This is a genomic window from Bacillus sp. JZ34, from assembly GCF_053903205.1.
Window position 1 is genome coordinate 3169989 of record NZ_CP096403.1, and the last position, 17374, is coordinate 3187362.

Below are 17374 nucleotides of genomic sequence, written 5' to 3' on the forward strand. Positions count from 1 at the left end.
TCATTTCTATAAAAGCAATCAGGTAAAAAAGATGGCTCTTTTTTTAAACAAACCTACAATTTATTAAAAAAAGCACTTCCCAAATAAACAGGAAGGCTCCCCAAACGTTGATATAGCAGCGTTCTTAACATTTCAAGAACTGAGTTGCACGACGGGCGCCCTTAAGATCGGCTTTCTTTCTCTTTGAAAATTCAAAAATTCTCCGATATATATAGCGAATGCCGCTAAATAAGGAGGAGAGCCGGATGAGAAAGTTATGGAAAATCGCGGTGTCCGCTGCAATGTTCGTCGGTTTTTCCGCAAATTCACCCCGCATTCAAGCGGAAAGCAATAAGCAGGAAAACGAAGTCATTGTCGTATATAAAAATGCCAGCGGAAAAGAAAACGTCATCGAACAAGCAGACACGGTAGAACACGTTTACCGGCACATTCCCGCAGCTGCTGTTACTGCGGACGACAAAACAGTGCGGGAACTTGAACAAGATCCCGACGTCCTGTATGTCGAAGACAACCTCCCGGTAGCTGCTGCCGACAGCACCGTTCTAAAAGCTGTCTCCAGCAGCACAGCGCAAACCGCCTCCGCGTTTTCACAGTGGAACATCAAGCCGATTCAAGCCACACTGGCTTGGAATAAAGGTTTGACCGGGAAACAGGTGAAAATTGCGGTTATTGACAGCGGGATTTCCCCCCATGAAGAGCTGTCAATCGCAGGCGGTGCATCGATGGTTGGCTATACCGCTTCATACCGTGATGATAACGGCCACGGAACTCATGTTGCCGGAATCATCGGAGCGAAGCATAACGGACGGGGGATCGACGGCATCGCGCCCGGCGCGCAGCTGTATGCCGTAAAAGCGCTGGACCGGAATGGTTCGGGGGATCTGAAAGGCATCTTACAAGGCATCGATTGGTCGATCCAGCACGGAATCGATATCATCAATATGAGCCTCGTCGTTTCAGGCGACAGTCAAGTTCTCCACGATGCAGTAGATAGAGCATACAAACGGGGAATGATTTTAGTCGGTGCAAGCGGAAATGCCGGAAACGGAAAATCCGTTTATTACCCGGCCGCCTACAGCAGCGTCATTGCCGTCTCGGCCGCCAATGAAAAAAATCAGATCGCCTCATTTTCCAACACCGGCAGCGCCGTCGAGTTTGCCGCTCCCGGCACATCGATTATCAGTACATCTTCCGACCGCGGCTATGCAATCGGAAGCGGCACTTCACAGGCAACGCCGCACGTAGCCGGAATGTTTGCTCTTTTGAAACAGCTGTACCCAACCGCTTCAAATGCTGAGCTGCGCAAGAAAATGCAGATTTATACAAGCGACTTGGGCGCTCCCGGCCGTGATCATTTGTTCGGCTACGGATTAATCCGCTTCAAAGAGATCACACAGCCGTTGGAGAAAGCGCAAAAAGCAGTCGGACAAGCGGAAAAGACAAAGAAAAAAGCGGACATTCAAACCGCGCAAAAAGCGATCGAACCGCTGCCTGTAAACGCCGATAAAACCGCTTTGAAAAAGAGGCTCGATGCTGTTAAAGAGCAGCTTAAAAAGACAGCCGAAAGCAAAGTAAAACTCGCAGAGAAGCAAAAAAAGAAAACCAATGCCGACGCAGCCCAAAAAGCGGTCAATGAACTCGACAGCGGCACTTTCAAAACAAATTTGCAAAAACGGATCAACGCGGTCCGCTCAAGCCTCTTGAACACCGCAAAGCAGGCCGTTGCCAAAGCTGAAAAAGCGGCCACAGACTCAAACCTCGGCAAAGCGCAAAAAGCGATTAATGAGCTGCCTGCCGGAAAAGACAAATCAAATCTGCAAAAAAAGCTGAACACCGCGAAAAAGCAAGCCGCGTCAGCCTATAACAAAAAAGTGGCAGCGGCGAAAGCCAAAGTTAAAACGGCCGAACAAAAGAGAACGAAAAAAACAAAATCGGCAGCGCAATCAGCGGTCAGCAAGCTGAAAGCATCCGCCGAAAAAACGAAGCTGCAAAAACGAATCAATGCGATCAAACTGAAATAGCAAGAAAAAAGCCCGGAATCCCGGGCTTTTCTTGCGAATACGTCTTTTTTGATGCTGTTCTGCAATTTGGCATTTTCGGACACGACAATTGCGACATCGTATTCCTTTCGGCCGGCCGCTTGCTTTCCGCCGCATTCTCCAATCACTTTTTATCAATTCTTTCCGTCACAATCCCGACGATGTCCCGGTCTGAAACAAAGCCGAAATGGCGGCTGTCAAAGCTGTGGATCCGGTTGTCCCCGAGGACGAAGTACTCATTTTCAGGCACCTTTTCCTCTCCGGTCACTTCCTTCAGCGTAAAATCCCCTGTCAAGTCCCCTCCGGCGGTGACGGCCTTTAAATCGTCCAGATAAGGCTCTTTGATCTTTTCTTCGTTGATATACAGCTGATCATCTTCATACCGGAGGGTTTCGCCCGGAAGCCCGATCACCCTTTTAATGAATATATCTTTGTCAGGTCCTTTAAACAGCACGATGTCAAATCGGCTGATTGTTTTAAAGTGGTGGGCGAACCTGTTGATCAAAAGTTCGTTGCCCTCCTGAAAGGTCGGATTCATGCTGACGCCTTCTACTTTATATTCAATGAAAACGGCATTTTTGACCTGAATTCCGACGACGATGACAAGCAGCACCCCGGCTATGACCAAAAAACGCTTTTTCAATTCTGTGTCCCCCTAGTCTTTCTCTCTCTGGCTGAATCTCACGTTCAGACGATGTTCAACCCGTTTTCCGGCGTACCATAAGATCAGCATAACGATGATCACGGCAGCTGTCCGCAAAGGCTGGGTAAAAAGCGCCTTCAGATCATGGCCGACAAAGCTCACCATAAAAATCATCACGAACTTGCCGCAAAGCACCGCCAGTGAAAAAGGCAGCAGGCTGACTCTCGAAAGTCCTGCCACAACATTTACCGCTGCCGAAGGCGTGAATGGAAAGCAAAGCAGGAGAAACAGCGGACCGAAGCCCCGTTTTTCCACCCAGATCATCAGTTTTTTTACGGATGGATGCCTGCGGATAAAACCGAGTGCTCTTTGCTGGCCGAAATGGCGGATAAAAAGAAAAACTGCTATAGAGCCTAAAGATGCCCCGATCCACGTCAACAAGAACCCCTGCCATAAACCGAACGAATTTACATTGGCGACAACAAACACGAGCAGGGGTAAAAACGGGAGCAGCGCTTCAATAAACGGCAGCAGAACGGCTACAAAAGGACCAAAAGCCCTGTAGCTCTGAAAAAACTCTGTTAAATTCTCTTCTGTAAAATAGCTGAATAATTGCTCCAACATTGATTCTCCTCAGGGCGGTTGTCTACTTCTATTCTACACTTTAAATCAAAAACTTTAAATCATCCGTCTCGGTGTTTTCTGTATTAGTCTGAAACAACTTGATCATTTTAGTCATTTTTTCCCGTTCTTGATTAAAAGGCCGTCTTTCGTGTAAAATAAAAACAGAACAAACGTTCCTTATCAACAAAAGAAATGAGGAGAAAAGCCATGACAAGAATTCCCGCTGAAGCCAGGGATATGATTGAAAAGGCGATTTACCTCCCGATGACCGTCAGCATATTAAACCGGGACATGAAAATCATCCAGCAGGGGCCATTCAAGCTGAAAGACCCCTATCAGCGTCTGATCGAACAGGCGTTAAAGCTTGCCCAGCGCGATCTGTACGACGTGAAAAATGAACTGCGCCGGCGGAAAATCAAGGTGCACGAAGTGTCACGGGACGAAGCCTTTACGATGTACTCCTTTATATATGAAGGATACGAAGAAGAGCATAACTATTTTAATCCCCGCATCCGCAATCAGGTATCCGCGCTTCTTGAGTACTATTTATTCAAAGCCGCTCCCGATCAATAGCGCTTTTTCAGCTCCCTGAGGATGAATTCGTATATCAGCTGATTCCGGTCTTCCTTCGGATAGAGCATAAATTCCTGTCTCTTCTGCATGGCGTTTCCTTCAATCCGGTCGATAAATTTTGTTCTCAGCCATGCCGTTCGGTAAACCTGGTTTTCAAAAGATGTGATGGATACGGGCAGCTCCAGCGTTTCCCCGTTGACAAACGTGACAAACGTGTTGTCATACTTTGCCGCGCAAAACTCGTGAACATGCGCATGGGAAAGCCACCCGCACTGAGGACGAGTTGAGGAAAATGTGGGAAAAAGAAAAATATTGTTTGAGTGATCTACCATGATCGGCGGTTTATGGGAAACTTTAATGACCTCATATGTGCCCGCTTTTCTCCCCGCATAGCTCGACCCGAAATAGCGGCAGCTTCTTTCGATGATCTGAAACGGCTTCATATTGACGAGGAAAGTCCTGTCGGTCTCGAGTATTTTTGAGGCGGGTTTCTCCCCCTCTCCCAGAGGCAGGACAGCCATTGTCGAACTGTTTACTTCATACGTATCTTTTGTCATATCCTCTGTGCTCATCATGATCCTCCTAATCGTTAGTAAATTTATACTATTAATCTAACATTATCCTTTACAAAACGACAGGATTTTTTCCAATTAATTTGAAAATATGTTTTTAAAATGCAATTTTTATATTTTGTTCGATTAAATCCGTGTTTCTTTGTCCAAATATACAAACTTTTATTCTCATAAACACGCATCTTCGAATAATTATCTAAAAATTATAAATACTTATTGATTTTTTGTTGCGTAATCCATATACTATAAAAAAGGCATCAGGGGGAATCTTTATGAAAGAGAAAAAGTCGTACGCTGAGCTCATGAAGTCCCGCAATACCCAAAAGGTGAAAGAACTTGATGTAACCATCACGGATATCTACATTCAAATGGTCCTTGATGAATCGCTTTTTAAACGGCGTTTGCACACGCTGAACAAGAAGATTAATGAAGCATTAGACAAAGGAGATAAGCAATCTTTCCTTGAGCTTTCAAGAGAATATACAGCGCTGAAAAAGCACGCATAACGGCCAATCCCTCCCGGATTGGCTTTTTTACGCGGAAAAAGCCGGCTTATGAAATAGTCCCGGCCTTTTTATCCGTTAATAATCGTTCCGCCGTTGACATGGAGCACTTGGCCCGTCATGTAGGAAGAATCGTCGCTGGCTAGAAACAAATAGCTCGGCGCCACTTCAGCAGGCTGTCCGGGCCGTTCCATCGGCGTTGTTGAACCGAATATTTCGACCTCTCTCTCCGTAAACGTCGACGGGATCAGCGGCGTCCAAATCGGACCCGGTGCCACCCCGTTCACACGGATGCCCTGATCGACAAGCGACAAAGCGAGCGAACGCGTAAATGATGTAATCGCTCCTTTCGTCGAAGAATAATCGATCAGCCTTTCATTGCCGGCATAAGCCGTAATCGAAGTGGTATTGATGATTGAGCTGCCTTTTTTCAAATGCGGCAGCACAGCTTTTGTCAAATAAAACATTGAAAAAATATTCGTCTGAAACGTTCGGATCAGCTGATGGCTTGTAATTTTTTCGATTCCCTTTTGCGGATGCTGTTCAGCCGCATTATTGACGAGTATATCGATCGTTGGGAATGCTTCCTTTGCCTGGCGCACAATATCGTTGCAAAAAGCCTCGTCTCCGATGTCTCCTGCGATCAGCTTGCATCCGACCCCTTCTTTTTCCACATACCCCTTTGTTTCTTCTGCATCGCGGTGTTCATTTAAGTAGACAATGACAATGTTCGCGCCTTCCTTCGCAAACAAAACGGATACGGCACGGCCGATTCCGCTGTCTCCTCCCGTAATAATCGCGGTTTTCCCGGCCAGTTTCCGCTCTCGTTTCGGCCGGTCGAAAACGGGCCGGGGATCCATCAAATACTCCAATCCCGGACGCTGTGTTTGGTGCTGGGGAGGCAGTACTTTCTTCGGCTGTTTGCTCAAAACGATTCCCTCCTTCACATCGATTCAACCTTACTATTTTATGAAAACGCCCCTTTTTTATGACAAGCCGTTTCACATGCATGAATATTTCTCAATTGGGAAAATTTAAGAACAAAACAGATGGATGATGGAGGGAACCTTGTGAGCAATCAAGAACAAAAACTGCCGGACTCGCCTGAATCGTATTGGAGAAACAGTACAAATCTTCCTAAATTCGAAGAACTGTCTGAAGATGTCAAAACAGATGTCGCCGTCATCGGCGGCGGCATGACCGGACTGACGACTGCTTATTTACTGACGAAAAAAGGCTACAGCGTCATCTTGATCGAATCCGGGCGGATACTCGACGGAACAACCGGCTATACGACAGCCAAAATCACTGCACAGCATGATCTGATCTATGATGAGCTGATCGGGCACATCGGAATGCCAAATGCGAGACTGTATTATGAAGCAAACCTCAAGGCGCTGTCCTTTATCAAAAACCTCGTGCTTGAGCAAAAGATCCCGTGCGATTTTGAAGAACAGGACGCGTGCATTTACACAACTGAAGAACAATCGGTCCAAAAAATCAGAAAGGAATATGAGGCATACCAAAAGCTCGGGATTGACAGGGAATTCATCAAAGATCTCCCCGTTCCAATCGATATGAAAGCAGGACTTGTTATGAAAAACCAGGCCCAGTTTCATCCGCTCCACTATTTGAAACACCTTGCAGAGGCCGTCCTGGAAGCCGGCGGAAAAATTTACGAAAACACGGCTGCTAAAGAAATCAAAGAAGGCGACCGGCCAAAAGTGCTGACAAGAAACGGGCATCAAATCTTCAGCGATTATGTCGCGTGCTGCACGCACTTTCCGTTTCATGATAAAAAAGGCTTCTATTTTGCAAGGCTTGAGCCGAGCCGGTCATACGTGCTCGCCGTCAAGCCGAAAACGCCGTATCCAGGCGGCATGTATTTAAGTATAGATCAGCCTTCACGCTCGCTCCGTTCGGTGACGATTGACGGAGAAGAAATGGTTCTTGTCGGCGGTGAAAGCCACAAAACCGGCCAGGGAGAGGATACAATCAGGCATTATCAGGCGCTTGAATCATTTGCAGAAGGCGTGTTCGGCATTGAATCGATCCCTTACCGCTGGTCAGCGCAAGATTTAATCACGCTTGACAAAATTCCGTATATCGGGCCGATCTATCCGAAAGAAAAGCGCATTCTCGTCGCCACTGGCTTTCGAAAATGGGGCATGACAACAAGCACCCTCGCCGCGCAGCTGATGACAGACCATATCGCAGGCGAAGACAATCCTTATCAAGCCGTCTTTCAGCCGGCCCGTTTCCACCCGGATCCAAGCATCAAAAAAGTCATTTCCTATAACGCGGATGTTGCAAAACACTTTGCCGAAGGAAAACTCGAACAGCCGATCAGGAAGCCGGAAGACCTTGTCAACGGAGAAGGTGCGGTCGTGTCACATGCCGGGAAACGTGCGGGTGCTTATCGCGATGAAAAAGGCGAGCTTCATCTGGTTGACACAACATGCACCCATATGGGCTGCGAAGTCGAGTGGAACGACGGAGAAAAGACGTGGGACTGTCCGTGCCACGGCTCAAGGTTTTCGGTCGACGGCGATGTCATCGAGGGTCCTGCCGTAGAACCTTTGAAAGATCCGGAAAGCTGAGGTGTACAAGTTAAAAAGTAATGAAAAATTGCCGATAAAAAGATAAATGCTGGAAATTTCATAAAAACGGCAGTTTTATCATTAACGATTACAGGGGGATACGATCGTGTTATTCAAAAAGGATAGAAAGACAGAACGATCATTCTTTGCTGAAGAAGGTCCTGACCAAACAAAAAGAATCAGGCTCAATCAGCACGCAGAATTTAAAAAACAGCTGGCAATGGTCGATTTGACGGATGAGGATCTTTGGGTGCTGAGCAGGCTGAAGCCTTTAGTCACTGAACATATCGAAACCATCGTCACCCGGTTTTACCAAAACCTTGAGCATGAAAACTCTTTGATGGAGATCATCCATGACCACAGCTCAGTTGACCGTCTCAAAAAGACATTGACGATCCACATCCAGGAAATGTTTTCAGGTGTCATCGACGAAGCCTTTTTAGAAAAAAGAATCCGGATCGCCCACGTTCATCTTCGGATTGGGCTCTTGCCAAAATGGTATCTGGGGGCATTTCAAGATCTCCTTCTTTCCATGCTGACAATCTTTGAAAACGCATTATCCGATGAAGAATACAGGCGGTCAGTCAAAGCCGTTACCAAAATTCTCAACATCGAACAGCAGATCGTCCTCGAGGCCTTTGAAGACGAGCATGCAAGGCTCCGAAGACTTGATGAAGAGAGCAAAAATGACCTTCACCGGCAAATCAAAGATACTTCCGGTTCTTTGGCCGCTTTATTTGCCGAAACAACGGGCGCTGTACAGGAATTGGTCGACAAATCGTCCGAAATCGCCGAAACGTCAAGAGCCGGAACGAAGACAGCTGTTTCTGTCGAACAAAAATCGATCGGCGGAAAAAAGGAGCTTGAGGAGCAGGAACACCAGCTGAATCAAATGGGAAGCAGCATGACGCAAATCGAGCAGGAAATTAAAAAGCTGGAAGAAATCGCGCTGCAGATCGAAAAGATTTTCGGAATCGTAACAGGCATTGCCGAGCAGACGAATTTACTTTCGCTCAACGCCTCGATCGAATCTGCAAGAGCGGGGGAGCACGGCAAAGGGTTCGCAGTCGTCGCAAACGAAGTCAGAAAGCTGTCCGATGATACGAAAAAAACCGTCTCCACCGTATCTGAGCTCGTCAATAACACAAACGCGCAAATCTCGATCGTCACGAAGCATATTACAGATGTAAACCAGCTCGTGAACGAAAGCAAAGACAAGATGTCGGAGATCAATCATCTATTCGATGATATCGTCTCCAATATGAAAACGAGCAAAGAGCAAAGCGGCCGAATCGAAGGCGATCTGCAGGCATTTTTAAGCGGCCTTCAAGATGTGAATGCCGCCGTGTCACAAGTCGCGGTTTCAGTCGATTCTCTCGTAGAGCTGACAAAAAAATAAATCATTCCTGTACACAGGTCAACTCATGGCCTGTGTTTTTTCTTTCGATCTCCTTTTTGTAAACCTAAACAAAAACAAAGTTGACATTATAGAGCTTCAAGTGATACTTTGATTCTATTACGTTATTTGAAAGGAATCGAGTCTACTATGCAAGTCAAAGATATGACATTTATCTCGCTTAGCACAGCCATCATGGCAGTGCTCGGCTTTTTCCCGCCGATCTCCCTGCCGTTCACGCCCGTACCGATTACGTTTCAAACGCTTGGCGTCATGCTCGCCGGCGGAGTCAACAAACCGCGGAACGCGGCACTCAGTCTTATCGTCTTTTTGCTGCTAGTCGCAAGCGGGCTGCCTCTCCTATCAGGAGGAAGGGGCGGAATCGGCGTCTTCATGGGACCAAGCGCCGGCTACTTGCTCGCCTACCCTGTCGCAGCTTTTTGCATCTCATGGGCCGTCGGCAAACTTAAAGTTTTACATGTTCGAAACCTCTTTTTCATTCATCTCTTATTCGGCGTATTGCTGTTATACACGGCAGGCGTCCCTGTCCAGGCGTTTCTGATGCAAATTCCTCTCACCGAAGCGATGAAGCTCTGCTTGGTGTATGTACCCGGAGACCTGCTAAAATCCGCCGCAGCCGCCTTTCTCGTGCAAAGATTAAGAAAAGCGCTCAAAAACGACGTAAGCAGGAATGCAGCTTAGGAGGAATGAAACCGTGCCAATTACTGAGACTTATCAATACCATGCCAATCGCTATCCTCAGAAAACGGCTGTTCAAATAGATGAAATGTCTGTCAGCTATCTGGAATGGCACCAGTTAGTATGCAGGACGGCAGGCTGGCTCAGCGCGAAAAAAACAAAGAATAAAAGGATGGCCTTTTCGCTTCCAAACGGACTGCCTTTTTTGCAGCTGTTCGCGGGAGCGGCGATGGCCGGCTGGACGGCCGTTCCGTTTGATCCGCGCTGGAGCCCGTCTGAATGCCGGGAAAAGCTTTCTCTTTGCAAAGCCGAACTGTTCATCTCGGATCAGCCGTTCCCTGATCTTGAACAAACACTGCTTCTGAACGAATGCCTTGATGAAATCAATCACGCTCTGGTCCTGGAACCTCGCACATTTGATGATGAACCGTTTTACATCGGCTTTACATCAGGGTCTACCGGAGCTCCGAAAGCATTTATCAGATCGCATCGCTCCTGGATCGAAAGCTTCCGCATCAGCAGCAGGGATTTTCAGCTATCAGCCGGAGACAGCGTCGTGATACCCGGCTCGCTCTTCTTCTCGCATTTTTTATACGGAGCAATGACAACGCTGTATCTCGGCGGAACCGTCTACCTTCTGAAAAAATTTTCACCGTCCCGGCTCGAAAACGCAGTCGCCCGGAATCCCGTGACAACGCTGTTCACGGTGCCGACGATGACTGAAGCCCTGAGAGCGGAGAACAGGCGAATCGATAAACCGGTCAAGGTCATTTCTTCAGGCGCCAATTGGAGCAGGCAGGCAAAAAAAGCGATTCAAAAAGCGCATCCGCATCTTTCTTTATTCGATTTTTATGGAACTTCTGAGATGAGCTTCGTCTCTGTGTCCGCTCCGGAAGACTTTCATGTGAAGCCGGACTCTGTCGGACGGCCTTTTCACAATGTTGACGTTGCCATCCGTTCAAGCTCAGGGGAAGCAGTCCGAACCGGGGAGGTCGGCAAAATTTTCGTGAAAAGCCCGATGCTGTTTTCAGGCTACCTCCAAGAAGCTGCCGCCGCCTCCCCGATTGATGAAAACGGCTGGATGACAGTCGATGACATGGGCTGGATGGATGAAGACGGTTACCTCTTCATAACAGGACGGGAGAACAGCATGATCGTCTACGGCGGCATCAATATTTTCCCCGAAGAGGTTGAAGGTGTTCTCCTGTCACACCCGGAAGTGGAAGAAGCTGCAGTAATCGGCATCCGCGACGATTACTGGGGAGAAAAAGCGGCAGCCGTCATTAAGGGTAAAGCCCCGGTTAAAGAGCTTAAAACATATTGCAAAAGCCGACTCGCTCCGTACAAAGTGCCGAGAATGTGGCACTATCTCGAACAGATTCCGCATACTTCTGGAGGAAAAGTCGCCCGTCACCTTCTGAAAGAACAGCTGAAGGACGTGATCAGATGAAAGCTGTCATCACGGCCGCCAAAAGAACGCCGCTCGCCAGACAAAACGGCTTATTGAAAAATGCTGAGCCCCATGATCTGGCCGCCTCCCTGATCAAGCACCTCGCAAAGCCGCTGAACGGGATATTGGACGAGGTCATCCTCGGAAACGTGGTCGGACCGGGCGGCAACATCGCCCGTTTATCCGCGCTTGCCGCCGGTCTTCCCGCTTCCGTCTCAGGAATGACGATAGACCGTCAATGCAGCGCTGGACTTGAAGCGATCCGGACCGCCTGCTGTTTCGTGCAAGCTGGGGCAGGATCCTGCTATATTGCCGGAGGAACAGAAAGTGCAAGCCTCTCCCCTTTTCCGGGAAGAGCGAGGTTTTCTCCCGATGAATGGGGTGATCCGGATATGGGAATTGCCGCTGAGCTGACGGCGGATCGGTACCGCATTACCCGCAAGATGCAGGACGACTATGCCCTGTTAAGCTATAAAAGAAGCGAGTCCGCGTTTGAAAACGGCTATTATGACGACGAGATTCTGCCATTTCAAGGATTGGCGGCCGATGAAAGCATGATTCGCAAACGACCGCTGGAAAACATCATCGAAAGAGCAAAACCAGTCTTTAAAAAAGGAGGAACCGTAACAGCCGCAAACAGCTGCGGAATTCACGACGGCGCAAGCGCGGTTGTCGTGATGAACGAAGAAAAAGCGGAAGCGCTCCGCTTGCAGCCTGTTCTCCGATTTGTTGACAGCGCGGTCGCCGGCGTCGACCCAAACGTTCCGCAAATTTCCCCGGTGCCCGCGATTCAAAAACTCTTAAAGAAACGAAACCTGTCTGTCAAAGACATCGATTTGTTTGAGATCAATGAAGCGTTCGCCGTCAAAATCGCGGCCTGCGCCGGAGAGCTTGGCCTCCCCTATCACAAACTGAATGTCAGGGGAAGCGCTTTGGCGCTTGGACACCCGTACGGTGCTTCAGGAGCCGTGTTGGTAACCCGCCTGTTTTACGAAGCGGCAAGAAGAGACAACTTGAAGTATGCCGTCGCGGCGATCGGCAGCGGCGGCGGAGTCGGTATGGCGCTCCTTTTTGAAAAAAACGTTTGAATTTTTCTCTGTTCCAGTCATCATTCGTAGTCATTGTATTTAAATTTAGTATAATAGCCATATCACCGAAAAACGCGAAAGCCGACATCGAAAGGAGATTTTTCAGAATGACTGCGATTTGTTTGATCCGGCATGGCGAGACAGACTGGAATGTTTTAGGAAAACTGCAGGGAAGAACCGATATCCCTTTAAATGAAACCGGTCAAAAACAGGCAAAAGAAACCGGGGCGTTTTTGAAAGGGTCCGACTGGGACGTCATCATTACAAGCCCTTTAAGAAGAGCGAAAGAAACCGCTGAAATCATCAATCAATACCTGGGACTTGAAATCATCGAAATGGAAGATTTCATCGAAAGGAATTACGGAGATGCAGAAGGGATGCCATTCGAAGAAAGAACGAGGCTCTACCCCGATAAAGAATATCCGAATCAGGAATCAAAAGAAGCGCTTGCCGAACGGCTGATGGCCGGCGTTCAAAAGGTCAGCGAGCGGTATCCGGACAAAAAAGTGCTGATCGTCGCACACGGAGCCGCGATACACGCCCTTCTGTCAAAAATCTCAAACGGCGACATCAACCTGGAAAATACGAAGCTCGTCAATGCATGCCTAAGCAACATCAAATTCCATGAAAATAAATGGCATGTGAAGGATTACAATCTTTCACACCATTTGTCAAATTAAAAAAAGACGGCAAGGTTGATGCCGTCTTTTTTATGCTCTCCCCTGCCTCGCTTCGCGGCGCAGTAAATAGATAAAATACGGACCGCCGATAATGGCTGCGATCAATCCAGCCGGTATTTCAAGCGGCGGAACAAGGCCTCTTCCGGCGGCATCGGCTATCAAAAGAACGATGCCGCCGACGAGCGCTGAAACGGGAATCAAGATCCTCGTTTCAGCCCCTGCCAGCTTTCTTGCGATATGGGGCGCCATCAGCCCGATAAAACCGATTGTTCCCACGGCGGTCACAGCCGCAGCTGTCAGCAGGACCGCACCGGCAAGCAGCAGAAATCGCGTTCTTTCGAGCCGGATGCCGAGGCCGACGGCAATCCCGTCCCCTGATTTGATGATATCGAGCGGTTTTGCCGCAAACCATAACGGAGGAATGACCAGACAACACCATATGAAAAGAGACAGTACATCATCCCAGTCTCTCCCCCACAGACTTCCATTCAGCCAAATTAATGCGTTGTTGACATTCGGGCTCCCCCTTGAAATGAGTAGCTGAATACCCGAATGGCAAAAAGCATTGACCGCGATACCGACAAGCGCCAGCCGCACAGGAGAAATCCCGTTTCGATAAGCCAATAAATAGACGAGAGCCGCAGCCAAAACGCTTCCTGAAAAGGCGGCGCCTGTCAGCAGAAGCGGACTTTGCTGTGAAAACAAGACCGTAACGATCACAGCGCCCAATCCCGCTCCTCCTGTAATGCCAAGCGTGTCAGGGGCGGCCAGCGGATTTTTCATCAGCGATTGTGCGACTACACCTGCGATTGAAAGCGCCCCTCCGGCAAGCACAGCGAGAAGGATGCGCGGCATTCGAAATTCCATCACCAAGAAGCGGACTCCTGCATCCCCTTGCCCTGCCAGTGATTTCATTACGTCCCACAGTCCGATGTTTTCATCGCCGATCGCCAAATTGAGTACAATGAGCATCAACAAACAGGCGCATAACGCAGAGAGGACAAGCGCCGATTGCCCGCGCCGTCTTTTCATTTTTCTTTCCGCATTGTTCATCATGCCGCCCCCTTTTTCCGTCTTCTCGCCAAATAGATAAAAAACGGCGTCCCGATCATTGCCGTGACAACTCCGACCGGCGTTTGGTACGGAAAATAAACAAAGCGGGACAGAATATCAGCAAACAGCAAAAGAACGGCTCCAAGCAATGCCGAATACGGAATCACGAACCGATAGTCAGCCCCCATCAGATACCGGATCATATGAGGAACCATCAAACCGATGAAACCAATCGGTCCGGCAGCGGACACCGATGCTCCTGCCAGCGCGACAACAGTGAAAGCGATGAACAATCTGCTGAGCCATACATTTTGTCCCAGCCCATGTGACACATCATCTCCGAGACTCATGACGGAAGCCGCCCTCCCTAAGGCCAAAGCCGTCAACAAACCTGCAATGCTTACCGGAATCAACAAATGAAGCTTATCCCACGAGCTCCCCGCTAAAGAACCGGAAAGCCAAAACAATAGCGTTTCCGTCGACTCTTCATGAAAAATGAGCAGCATTTGCGTCATCGAAGCAATGATCGCCTGAATGACGACACCGATCAAGGCAAAGCTGATATCCCTGTCGTGTTCGCTGAATACTGAGGCAACCGCGTACACGACCAGCGCGGCCGCGGCACCGCCGGCAAAAGCGGCTCCCATCGCTGTCTGGGGAGCGGCAAGCGCAGGAAACATCACCGTCAAACATACGACAGCAAGAGAGGCCCCTGCATTGATTCCGAAGATGCTCGGAGATGCCAGCGCATTTCTTGTCACCGCCTGCATCAGTGCGCCCGCGGCCCCTAGATTCGCGCCGATGAATGCGGCGGCCAAGGCGCGCGGAATTCGGATGGACTGAATAATCGCGTGCAATTTTGAACCGTCGTACATAAACACAGCTGCCCAAATGTCGGGCAGCGCAATCGTTGACGAACCGATTGAAACAGAAAGCGCAAAACCCGCGAGCAAAAGAAAAACAAAAATGAGTGGTGCAAAACGTTTCATATATATCAAAACAGGTCACTCCTTTAGAAAAAAACAAGCGCATGCTTTTGTAAAAAGCATGCGTCATCCGGTCCAGCAAGCCGGCAGGCTCTTAAGATTTCTTTTGATCCTCAGACAGAAGATGCTGACCGATTTCATCTATCAGCGCATCTGCTCCGTCAATACTGCGGCGGAGCGACCAGGCGAATCTGTCGGCTTCATAAACCTTGCCGTTTTTGACAGCGCTGAGCTTTTTCCAAAGAGGGTCTTTTTCGATCGGTCTTTTCCCGTCTTCATCGACTTTATCTTTTTCTCCCGTCATCAGGACAATGGTGTCGGGGTCTTTCTCAAGCAGCTGCTCAAGCGTCATTTTAATATTGACGGATTCACCGTTTTCGCCATCGCCTTTGCTGCTGTCTCTGACACCGTATGTATAGCCGATTTTCGTCAGAAGCTGAGACGTGAAAAAGTTTTCGTCGCGCACAGTGATTGCTTCATTTGTGTTTCCGAGCAGAAGAATGCTCTGTTTCCGGCTCCCGAATTTCTGTTTCAATTCGTTCAGATTTTGTTTATGTTCAGCCAACTTTTTCTCCATTGCGCTTTCTTTGCCGACGGCTTTCGCAATCGTAAGAGACGCGTCAAGCGTGTCCTGATAATCTGCATTCAAGTTTTTCAGCGCGATTGTCGGCGCAATTTTCGCCAGTTTATCATAGACACCGCTGTGCCTGCTCGAATCGGCAATTATTAAATCGGGCTTTAAAGAAGCAATTTTTTCAAAACTTGGCTGGGCGCGCGAACCGACTGAAGTATACCCTTTGATTTTTTCTCTGACCTTCTCGTTAATAAACTTAGGTTTGCCGTCGTCCGCAATCCCGACAGGCTTAATGCCCGCATCAAGGAGCGCATCAATAAAACCCAATTCAAGAACCACAACTTTTTTCGGATTGTTCTTTACTTTCGTTTCTCCTAAGTCGTGCTTAACTGTCACGGAATCCTGACTGGAGGTTTTTGTACTTTCGCTTCCCCCCGAGCAGGCTGTCAACACTGATATCATCAATAGGAATAAAATAGCAAAATACTTGTGCTTCATATGTATCTCCTTTTCTGGTAGTAGACGAAATTATTATAGCAACACTTCATACCAATGACAACGATAATCATTATCATTATAAAAAAAGAAAGGAGCCTCCTTCTCCTTTCTACACCCGTTCATTCACGGAATCCCCCGCTTTGCTTTCACTGCTGAGGGAAAGAATGATGACCGTGATGATCACCATTACCGTACCGGCACCTTGAAAGGCATTGAACGGCACACCCAGCCAGACCGCCGACGACAAAACAGCCGCTAGCGGTTCGACGCAGCTCAGGCAGCTCGTTTCTTTTGCGGAAAGATAAGAAAGGCTGCCGATGTATAGGGCAAACGCCAAAGCTGTGCCGCACAATACAACAAACAGAATGGCTGCCGCCTCCCCTGCCCCAATGTGCGAAAGGTCAAACCGAAACGGCGGAAACAAAAAAGAAATTCCGGCCCCTCCGACGAGCATACCCCATCCCGTAACCGTCAAAGCACCGAACGATTGAATTAATCCTCCTGCAAAAACCGTATAGAAAGCAAGCGCTCCACCGGACAAAATGCCCCAAACGGCGGCCTCGGCCGGAATATACAAACTGTCCGGCCTTCCGCCTGTCAAAAGAAGAAACACGCCGAAAAGCGCCAATAAAGTAAGTACGGCATCTTTCCACTTAGGCGGAAGTTCTTTTTTAACATATAGGTAAAACAATACGAAAAAAGGCGCCAAGTATTGAAGAATTGCAGCAGCCGCGGCATTACCCTTTTCGATTGAAGCAAAAAACGTATATTGAACAGCAAGCATTCCAAAAATGGAAAATACTAAAATCGAACAAATATCTGTTTTTTTCTTCCATATCCGACACACATGTTGAAAACCGTTTTTCATTGAAACATATAACAAGAGAATGACTCCCGATGCCAGAAGCCTGACAGAGACAAGCGAGCCGGCTTCAACCGCTCCCCTTTCAAATATGTACTGTGCAGCGCTTCCCGATAATCCCCACAATGAAGCCCCTGCAAGCACCATCAATACGCCTTTCACATGACCTGATTTCATATCTTTCACCCCGTTTCTGTATGCGATATATTGCATATTTTAATAGATGATCGACAAGGCCGCAACCTCCTTCGGCAAAAAATGATCTCATAAAATAAATGAATAGTATTTTCATAAAATGAATCAGATGGAGCAATCTCCTGTCATTCGCGGCCCTCGGGACCTCTTTCCCTGCCAGGCTGAAGCGGTCTATTCATACTTTCGAACTGAACATTTTTCTAAAACAGTTATTAATAACCAAAAAATTTTAAATTGGTCCTCCAAAAAAATAGGCCTACCATATAATTCATTTTTTTTCTATAATAAATTAACAGAATAATTGGAATAGATTATATTATCCTTCTATTTCAATTATTC

Annotated in this window: 17 protein-coding genes and 1 pseudogene; 10 read left to right on the plus strand and 8 right to left on the minus strand. The window is 48.0% G+C overall.

Going from position 1 to position 17374, the window contains the following annotated elements:
- Positions 1 to 245 precede the first annotated feature (245 nt).
- On the plus strand, positions 246 to 2021 hold the full coding sequence (locus M1D90_RS16055; protein WP_256164215.1) for a S8 family peptidase: 1776 nt from the start codon (positions 246 to 248) through the stop codon (positions 2019 to 2021).
- A gap of 142 nt (positions 2022 to 2163) precedes the next feature.
- On the opposite strand, the gene lepB is transcribed toward M1D90_RS16055, so the two are convergent.
- Positions 2164 to 2682, minus strand: coding sequence for a signal peptidase I (gene lepB / locus M1D90_RS16060; protein WP_020450832.1), 519 nt, complete (start codon positions 2680 to 2682; stop codon positions 2164 to 2166).
- 12 nt (positions 2683 to 2694) lie between these two features.
- The gene (locus tag M1D90_RS16065) at positions 2695 to 3306 is read right to left on the minus strand and encodes a TVP38/TMEM64 family protein (protein ID WP_020450831.1); all 612 of its coding nucleotides are present in this window, start codon (positions 3304 to 3306) and stop codon (positions 2695 to 2697) included.
- 207 nt (positions 3307 to 3513) lie between these two features.
- Between M1D90_RS16065 and M1D90_RS16070 the strand changes: the two genes are divergently transcribed.
- Positions 3514 to 3879: a hypothetical protein gene (locus M1D90_RS16070; RefSeq protein WP_105980857.1), complete on the plus strand. Its 366-nt coding sequence runs from the start codon at positions 3514 to 3516 to the stop codon at positions 3877 to 3879.
- Here M1D90_RS16070 and M1D90_RS16075 read toward each other — a convergent pair.
- Entirely contained in the window at positions 3873 to 4451 is a 579-nt protein-coding gene (locus M1D90_RS16075; protein ID WP_081303456.1) for a competence protein ComK, read from the minus strand. The two genes, M1D90_RS16070 and M1D90_RS16075, sit on opposite strands and share 7 nt — an antisense overlap.
- Before the next feature lie 272 nt (positions 4452 to 4723).
- Between M1D90_RS16075 and M1D90_RS16080 the strand changes: the two genes are divergently transcribed.
- Positions 4724 to 4957: an IDEAL domain-containing protein gene (locus tag M1D90_RS16080; RefSeq protein ID WP_020450828.1), complete on the plus strand. Its 234-nt coding sequence runs from the start codon at positions 4724 to 4726 to the stop codon at positions 4955 to 4957.
- A gap of 68 nt (positions 4958 to 5025) precedes the next feature.
- Here M1D90_RS16080 and M1D90_RS16085 read toward each other — a convergent pair whose 3' ends face one another.
- Entirely contained in the window at positions 5026 to 5883 is an 858-nt protein-coding gene (locus M1D90_RS16085) for an SDR family oxidoreductase (protein WP_020450827.1), read from the minus strand.
- A 120-nt stretch (positions 5884 to 6003) separates the two neighbouring features.
- Between M1D90_RS16085 and M1D90_RS16090 the strand changes: the two genes are divergently transcribed.
- The 7 genes and pseudogenes from M1D90_RS16090 (at position 6004) to M1D90_RS16120 (ending at position 12867) form a co-directional block, all read left to right on the plus strand.
- Entirely contained in the window at positions 6004 to 7554 is a 1551-nt protein-coding gene (locus M1D90_RS16090; RefSeq protein WP_050821016.1) for an FAD-dependent oxidoreductase, read from the plus strand.
- Positions 7555 to 7774: 220 nt separating this feature from the next.
- A pseudogene (locus tag M1D90_RS16095) lies at positions 7775 to 8146 on the plus strand (protoglobin family protein); the annotation flags it as partial.
- 9 nt (positions 8147 to 8155) lie between these two features.
- Positions 8156 to 8953, plus strand: coding sequence for a methyl-accepting chemotaxis protein (locus M1D90_RS16100; RefSeq protein ID WP_409333862.1), 798 nt, complete (start codon positions 8156 to 8158; stop codon positions 8951 to 8953).
- 147 nt (positions 8954 to 9100) lie between these two features.
- Positions 9101 to 9652: a biotin transporter BioY gene (locus M1D90_RS16105; RefSeq protein WP_396279072.1), complete on the plus strand. Its 552-nt coding sequence runs from the start codon at positions 9101 to 9103 to the stop codon at positions 9650 to 9652.
- Positions 9653 to 9665: 13 nt separating this feature from the next.
- Entirely contained in the window at positions 9666 to 11099 is a 1434-nt protein-coding gene (locus M1D90_RS16110) for an AMP-binding protein (RefSeq protein WP_240635794.1), read from the plus strand.
- Entirely contained in the window at positions 11096 to 12187 is a 1092-nt protein-coding gene (locus M1D90_RS16115; RefSeq protein WP_456282873.1) for an acetyl-CoA C-acyltransferase, read from the plus strand. The genes M1D90_RS16110 and M1D90_RS16115 overlap by 4 nt, the downstream gene beginning before the upstream one ends.
- A gap of 107 nt (positions 12188 to 12294) precedes the next feature.
- The gene (locus tag M1D90_RS16120) at positions 12295 to 12867 is read left to right on the plus strand and encodes a histidine phosphatase family protein (RefSeq protein WP_456282874.1); all 573 of its coding nucleotides are present in this window, start codon (positions 12295 to 12297) and stop codon (positions 12865 to 12867) included.
- Positions 12868 to 12897: 30 nt separating this feature from the next.
- Here the strand turns inward: M1D90_RS16120 and M1D90_RS16125 are convergent, their stop codons facing one another.
- From M1D90_RS16125 to M1D90_RS16140, 4 genes are all read right to left on the minus strand, one after another.
- Positions 12898 to 13920 (minus strand): FecCD family ABC transporter permease, encoded by a 1023-nt coding sequence (locus tag M1D90_RS16125; protein ID WP_035339053.1) that lies wholly within the window; start codon positions 13918 to 13920, stop codon positions 12898 to 12900.
- On the minus strand, positions 13920 to 14918 hold the full coding sequence (locus M1D90_RS16130; protein WP_023856573.1) for a FecCD family ABC transporter permease: 999 nt from the start codon (positions 14916 to 14918) through the stop codon (positions 13920 to 13922). Before M1D90_RS16130 ends, M1D90_RS16125 begins: the two co-directional genes overlap by 1 nt.
- Before the next feature lie 82 nt (positions 14919 to 15000).
- A complete protein-coding gene (locus tag M1D90_RS16135; protein WP_105979095.1) occupies positions 15001 to 15978 on the minus strand; it encodes an ABC transporter substrate-binding protein in 978 nt (325 codons plus the stop codon).
- A gap of 109 nt (positions 15979 to 16087) precedes the next feature.
- Positions 16088 to 17017: a DMT family transporter gene (locus M1D90_RS16140; protein ID WP_128822846.1), complete on the minus strand. Its 930-nt coding sequence runs from the start codon at positions 17015 to 17017 to the stop codon at positions 16088 to 16090.
- Between the last annotated feature and the right edge of the window lie 357 nt (positions 17018 to 17374).

Bases quoted from the DNA above. Each gene is read 5' to 3' on its own strand.
- M1D90_RS16125 (WP_035339053.1), bottom strand. From the start codon at position 13,920: ATGAACAATGCGGAAAGAAAAATGAAAAGACGGCGCGGGCAATCGGCG.
- M1D90_RS16105 (WP_396279072.1), top strand. From the start codon at position 9,101: ATGCAAGTCAAAGATATGACATTTATCTCGCTTAGCACAGCCATCATG.
- M1D90_RS16075 (WP_081303456.1), bottom strand. From the start codon at position 4,451: ATGAGCACAGAGGATATGACAAAAGATACGTATGAAGTAAACAGTTCG.
- M1D90_RS16135 (WP_105979095.1), bottom strand. From the start codon at position 15,978: ATGAAGCACAAGTATTTTGCTATTTTATTCCTATTGATGATATCAGTG.
- M1D90_RS16080 (WP_020450828.1), top strand. From the start codon at position 4,724: ATGAAAGAGAAAAAGTCGTACGCTGAGCTCATGAAGTCCCGCAATACC.
- M1D90_RS16140 (WP_128822846.1), bottom strand. From the start codon at position 17,017: ATGAAATCAGGTCATGTGAAAGGCGTATTGATGGTGCTTGCAGGGGCT.
- M1D90_RS16115 (WP_456282873.1), top strand. From the start codon at position 11,096: ATGAAAGCTGTCATCACGGCCGCCAAAAGAACGCCGCTCGCCAGACAA.
- M1D90_RS16090 (WP_050821016.1), top strand. From the start codon at position 6,004: ATGGATGATGGAGGGAACCTTGTGAGCAATCAAGAACAAAAACTGCCG.
- M1D90_RS16055 (WP_256164215.1), top strand. From the start codon at position 246: ATGAGAAAGTTATGGAAAATCGCGGTGTCCGCTGCAATGTTCGTCGGT.
- M1D90_RS16070 (WP_105980857.1), top strand. From the start codon at position 3,514: ATGACAAGAATTCCCGCTGAAGCCAGGGATATGATTGAAAAGGCGATT.
- M1D90_RS16120 (WP_456282874.1), top strand. From the start codon at position 12,295: ATGACTGCGATTTGTTTGATCCGGCATGGCGAGACAGACTGGAATGTT.
- M1D90_RS16065 (WP_020450831.1), bottom strand. From the start codon at position 3,306: ATGTTGGAGCAATTATTCAGCTATTTTACAGAAGAGAATTTAACAGAG.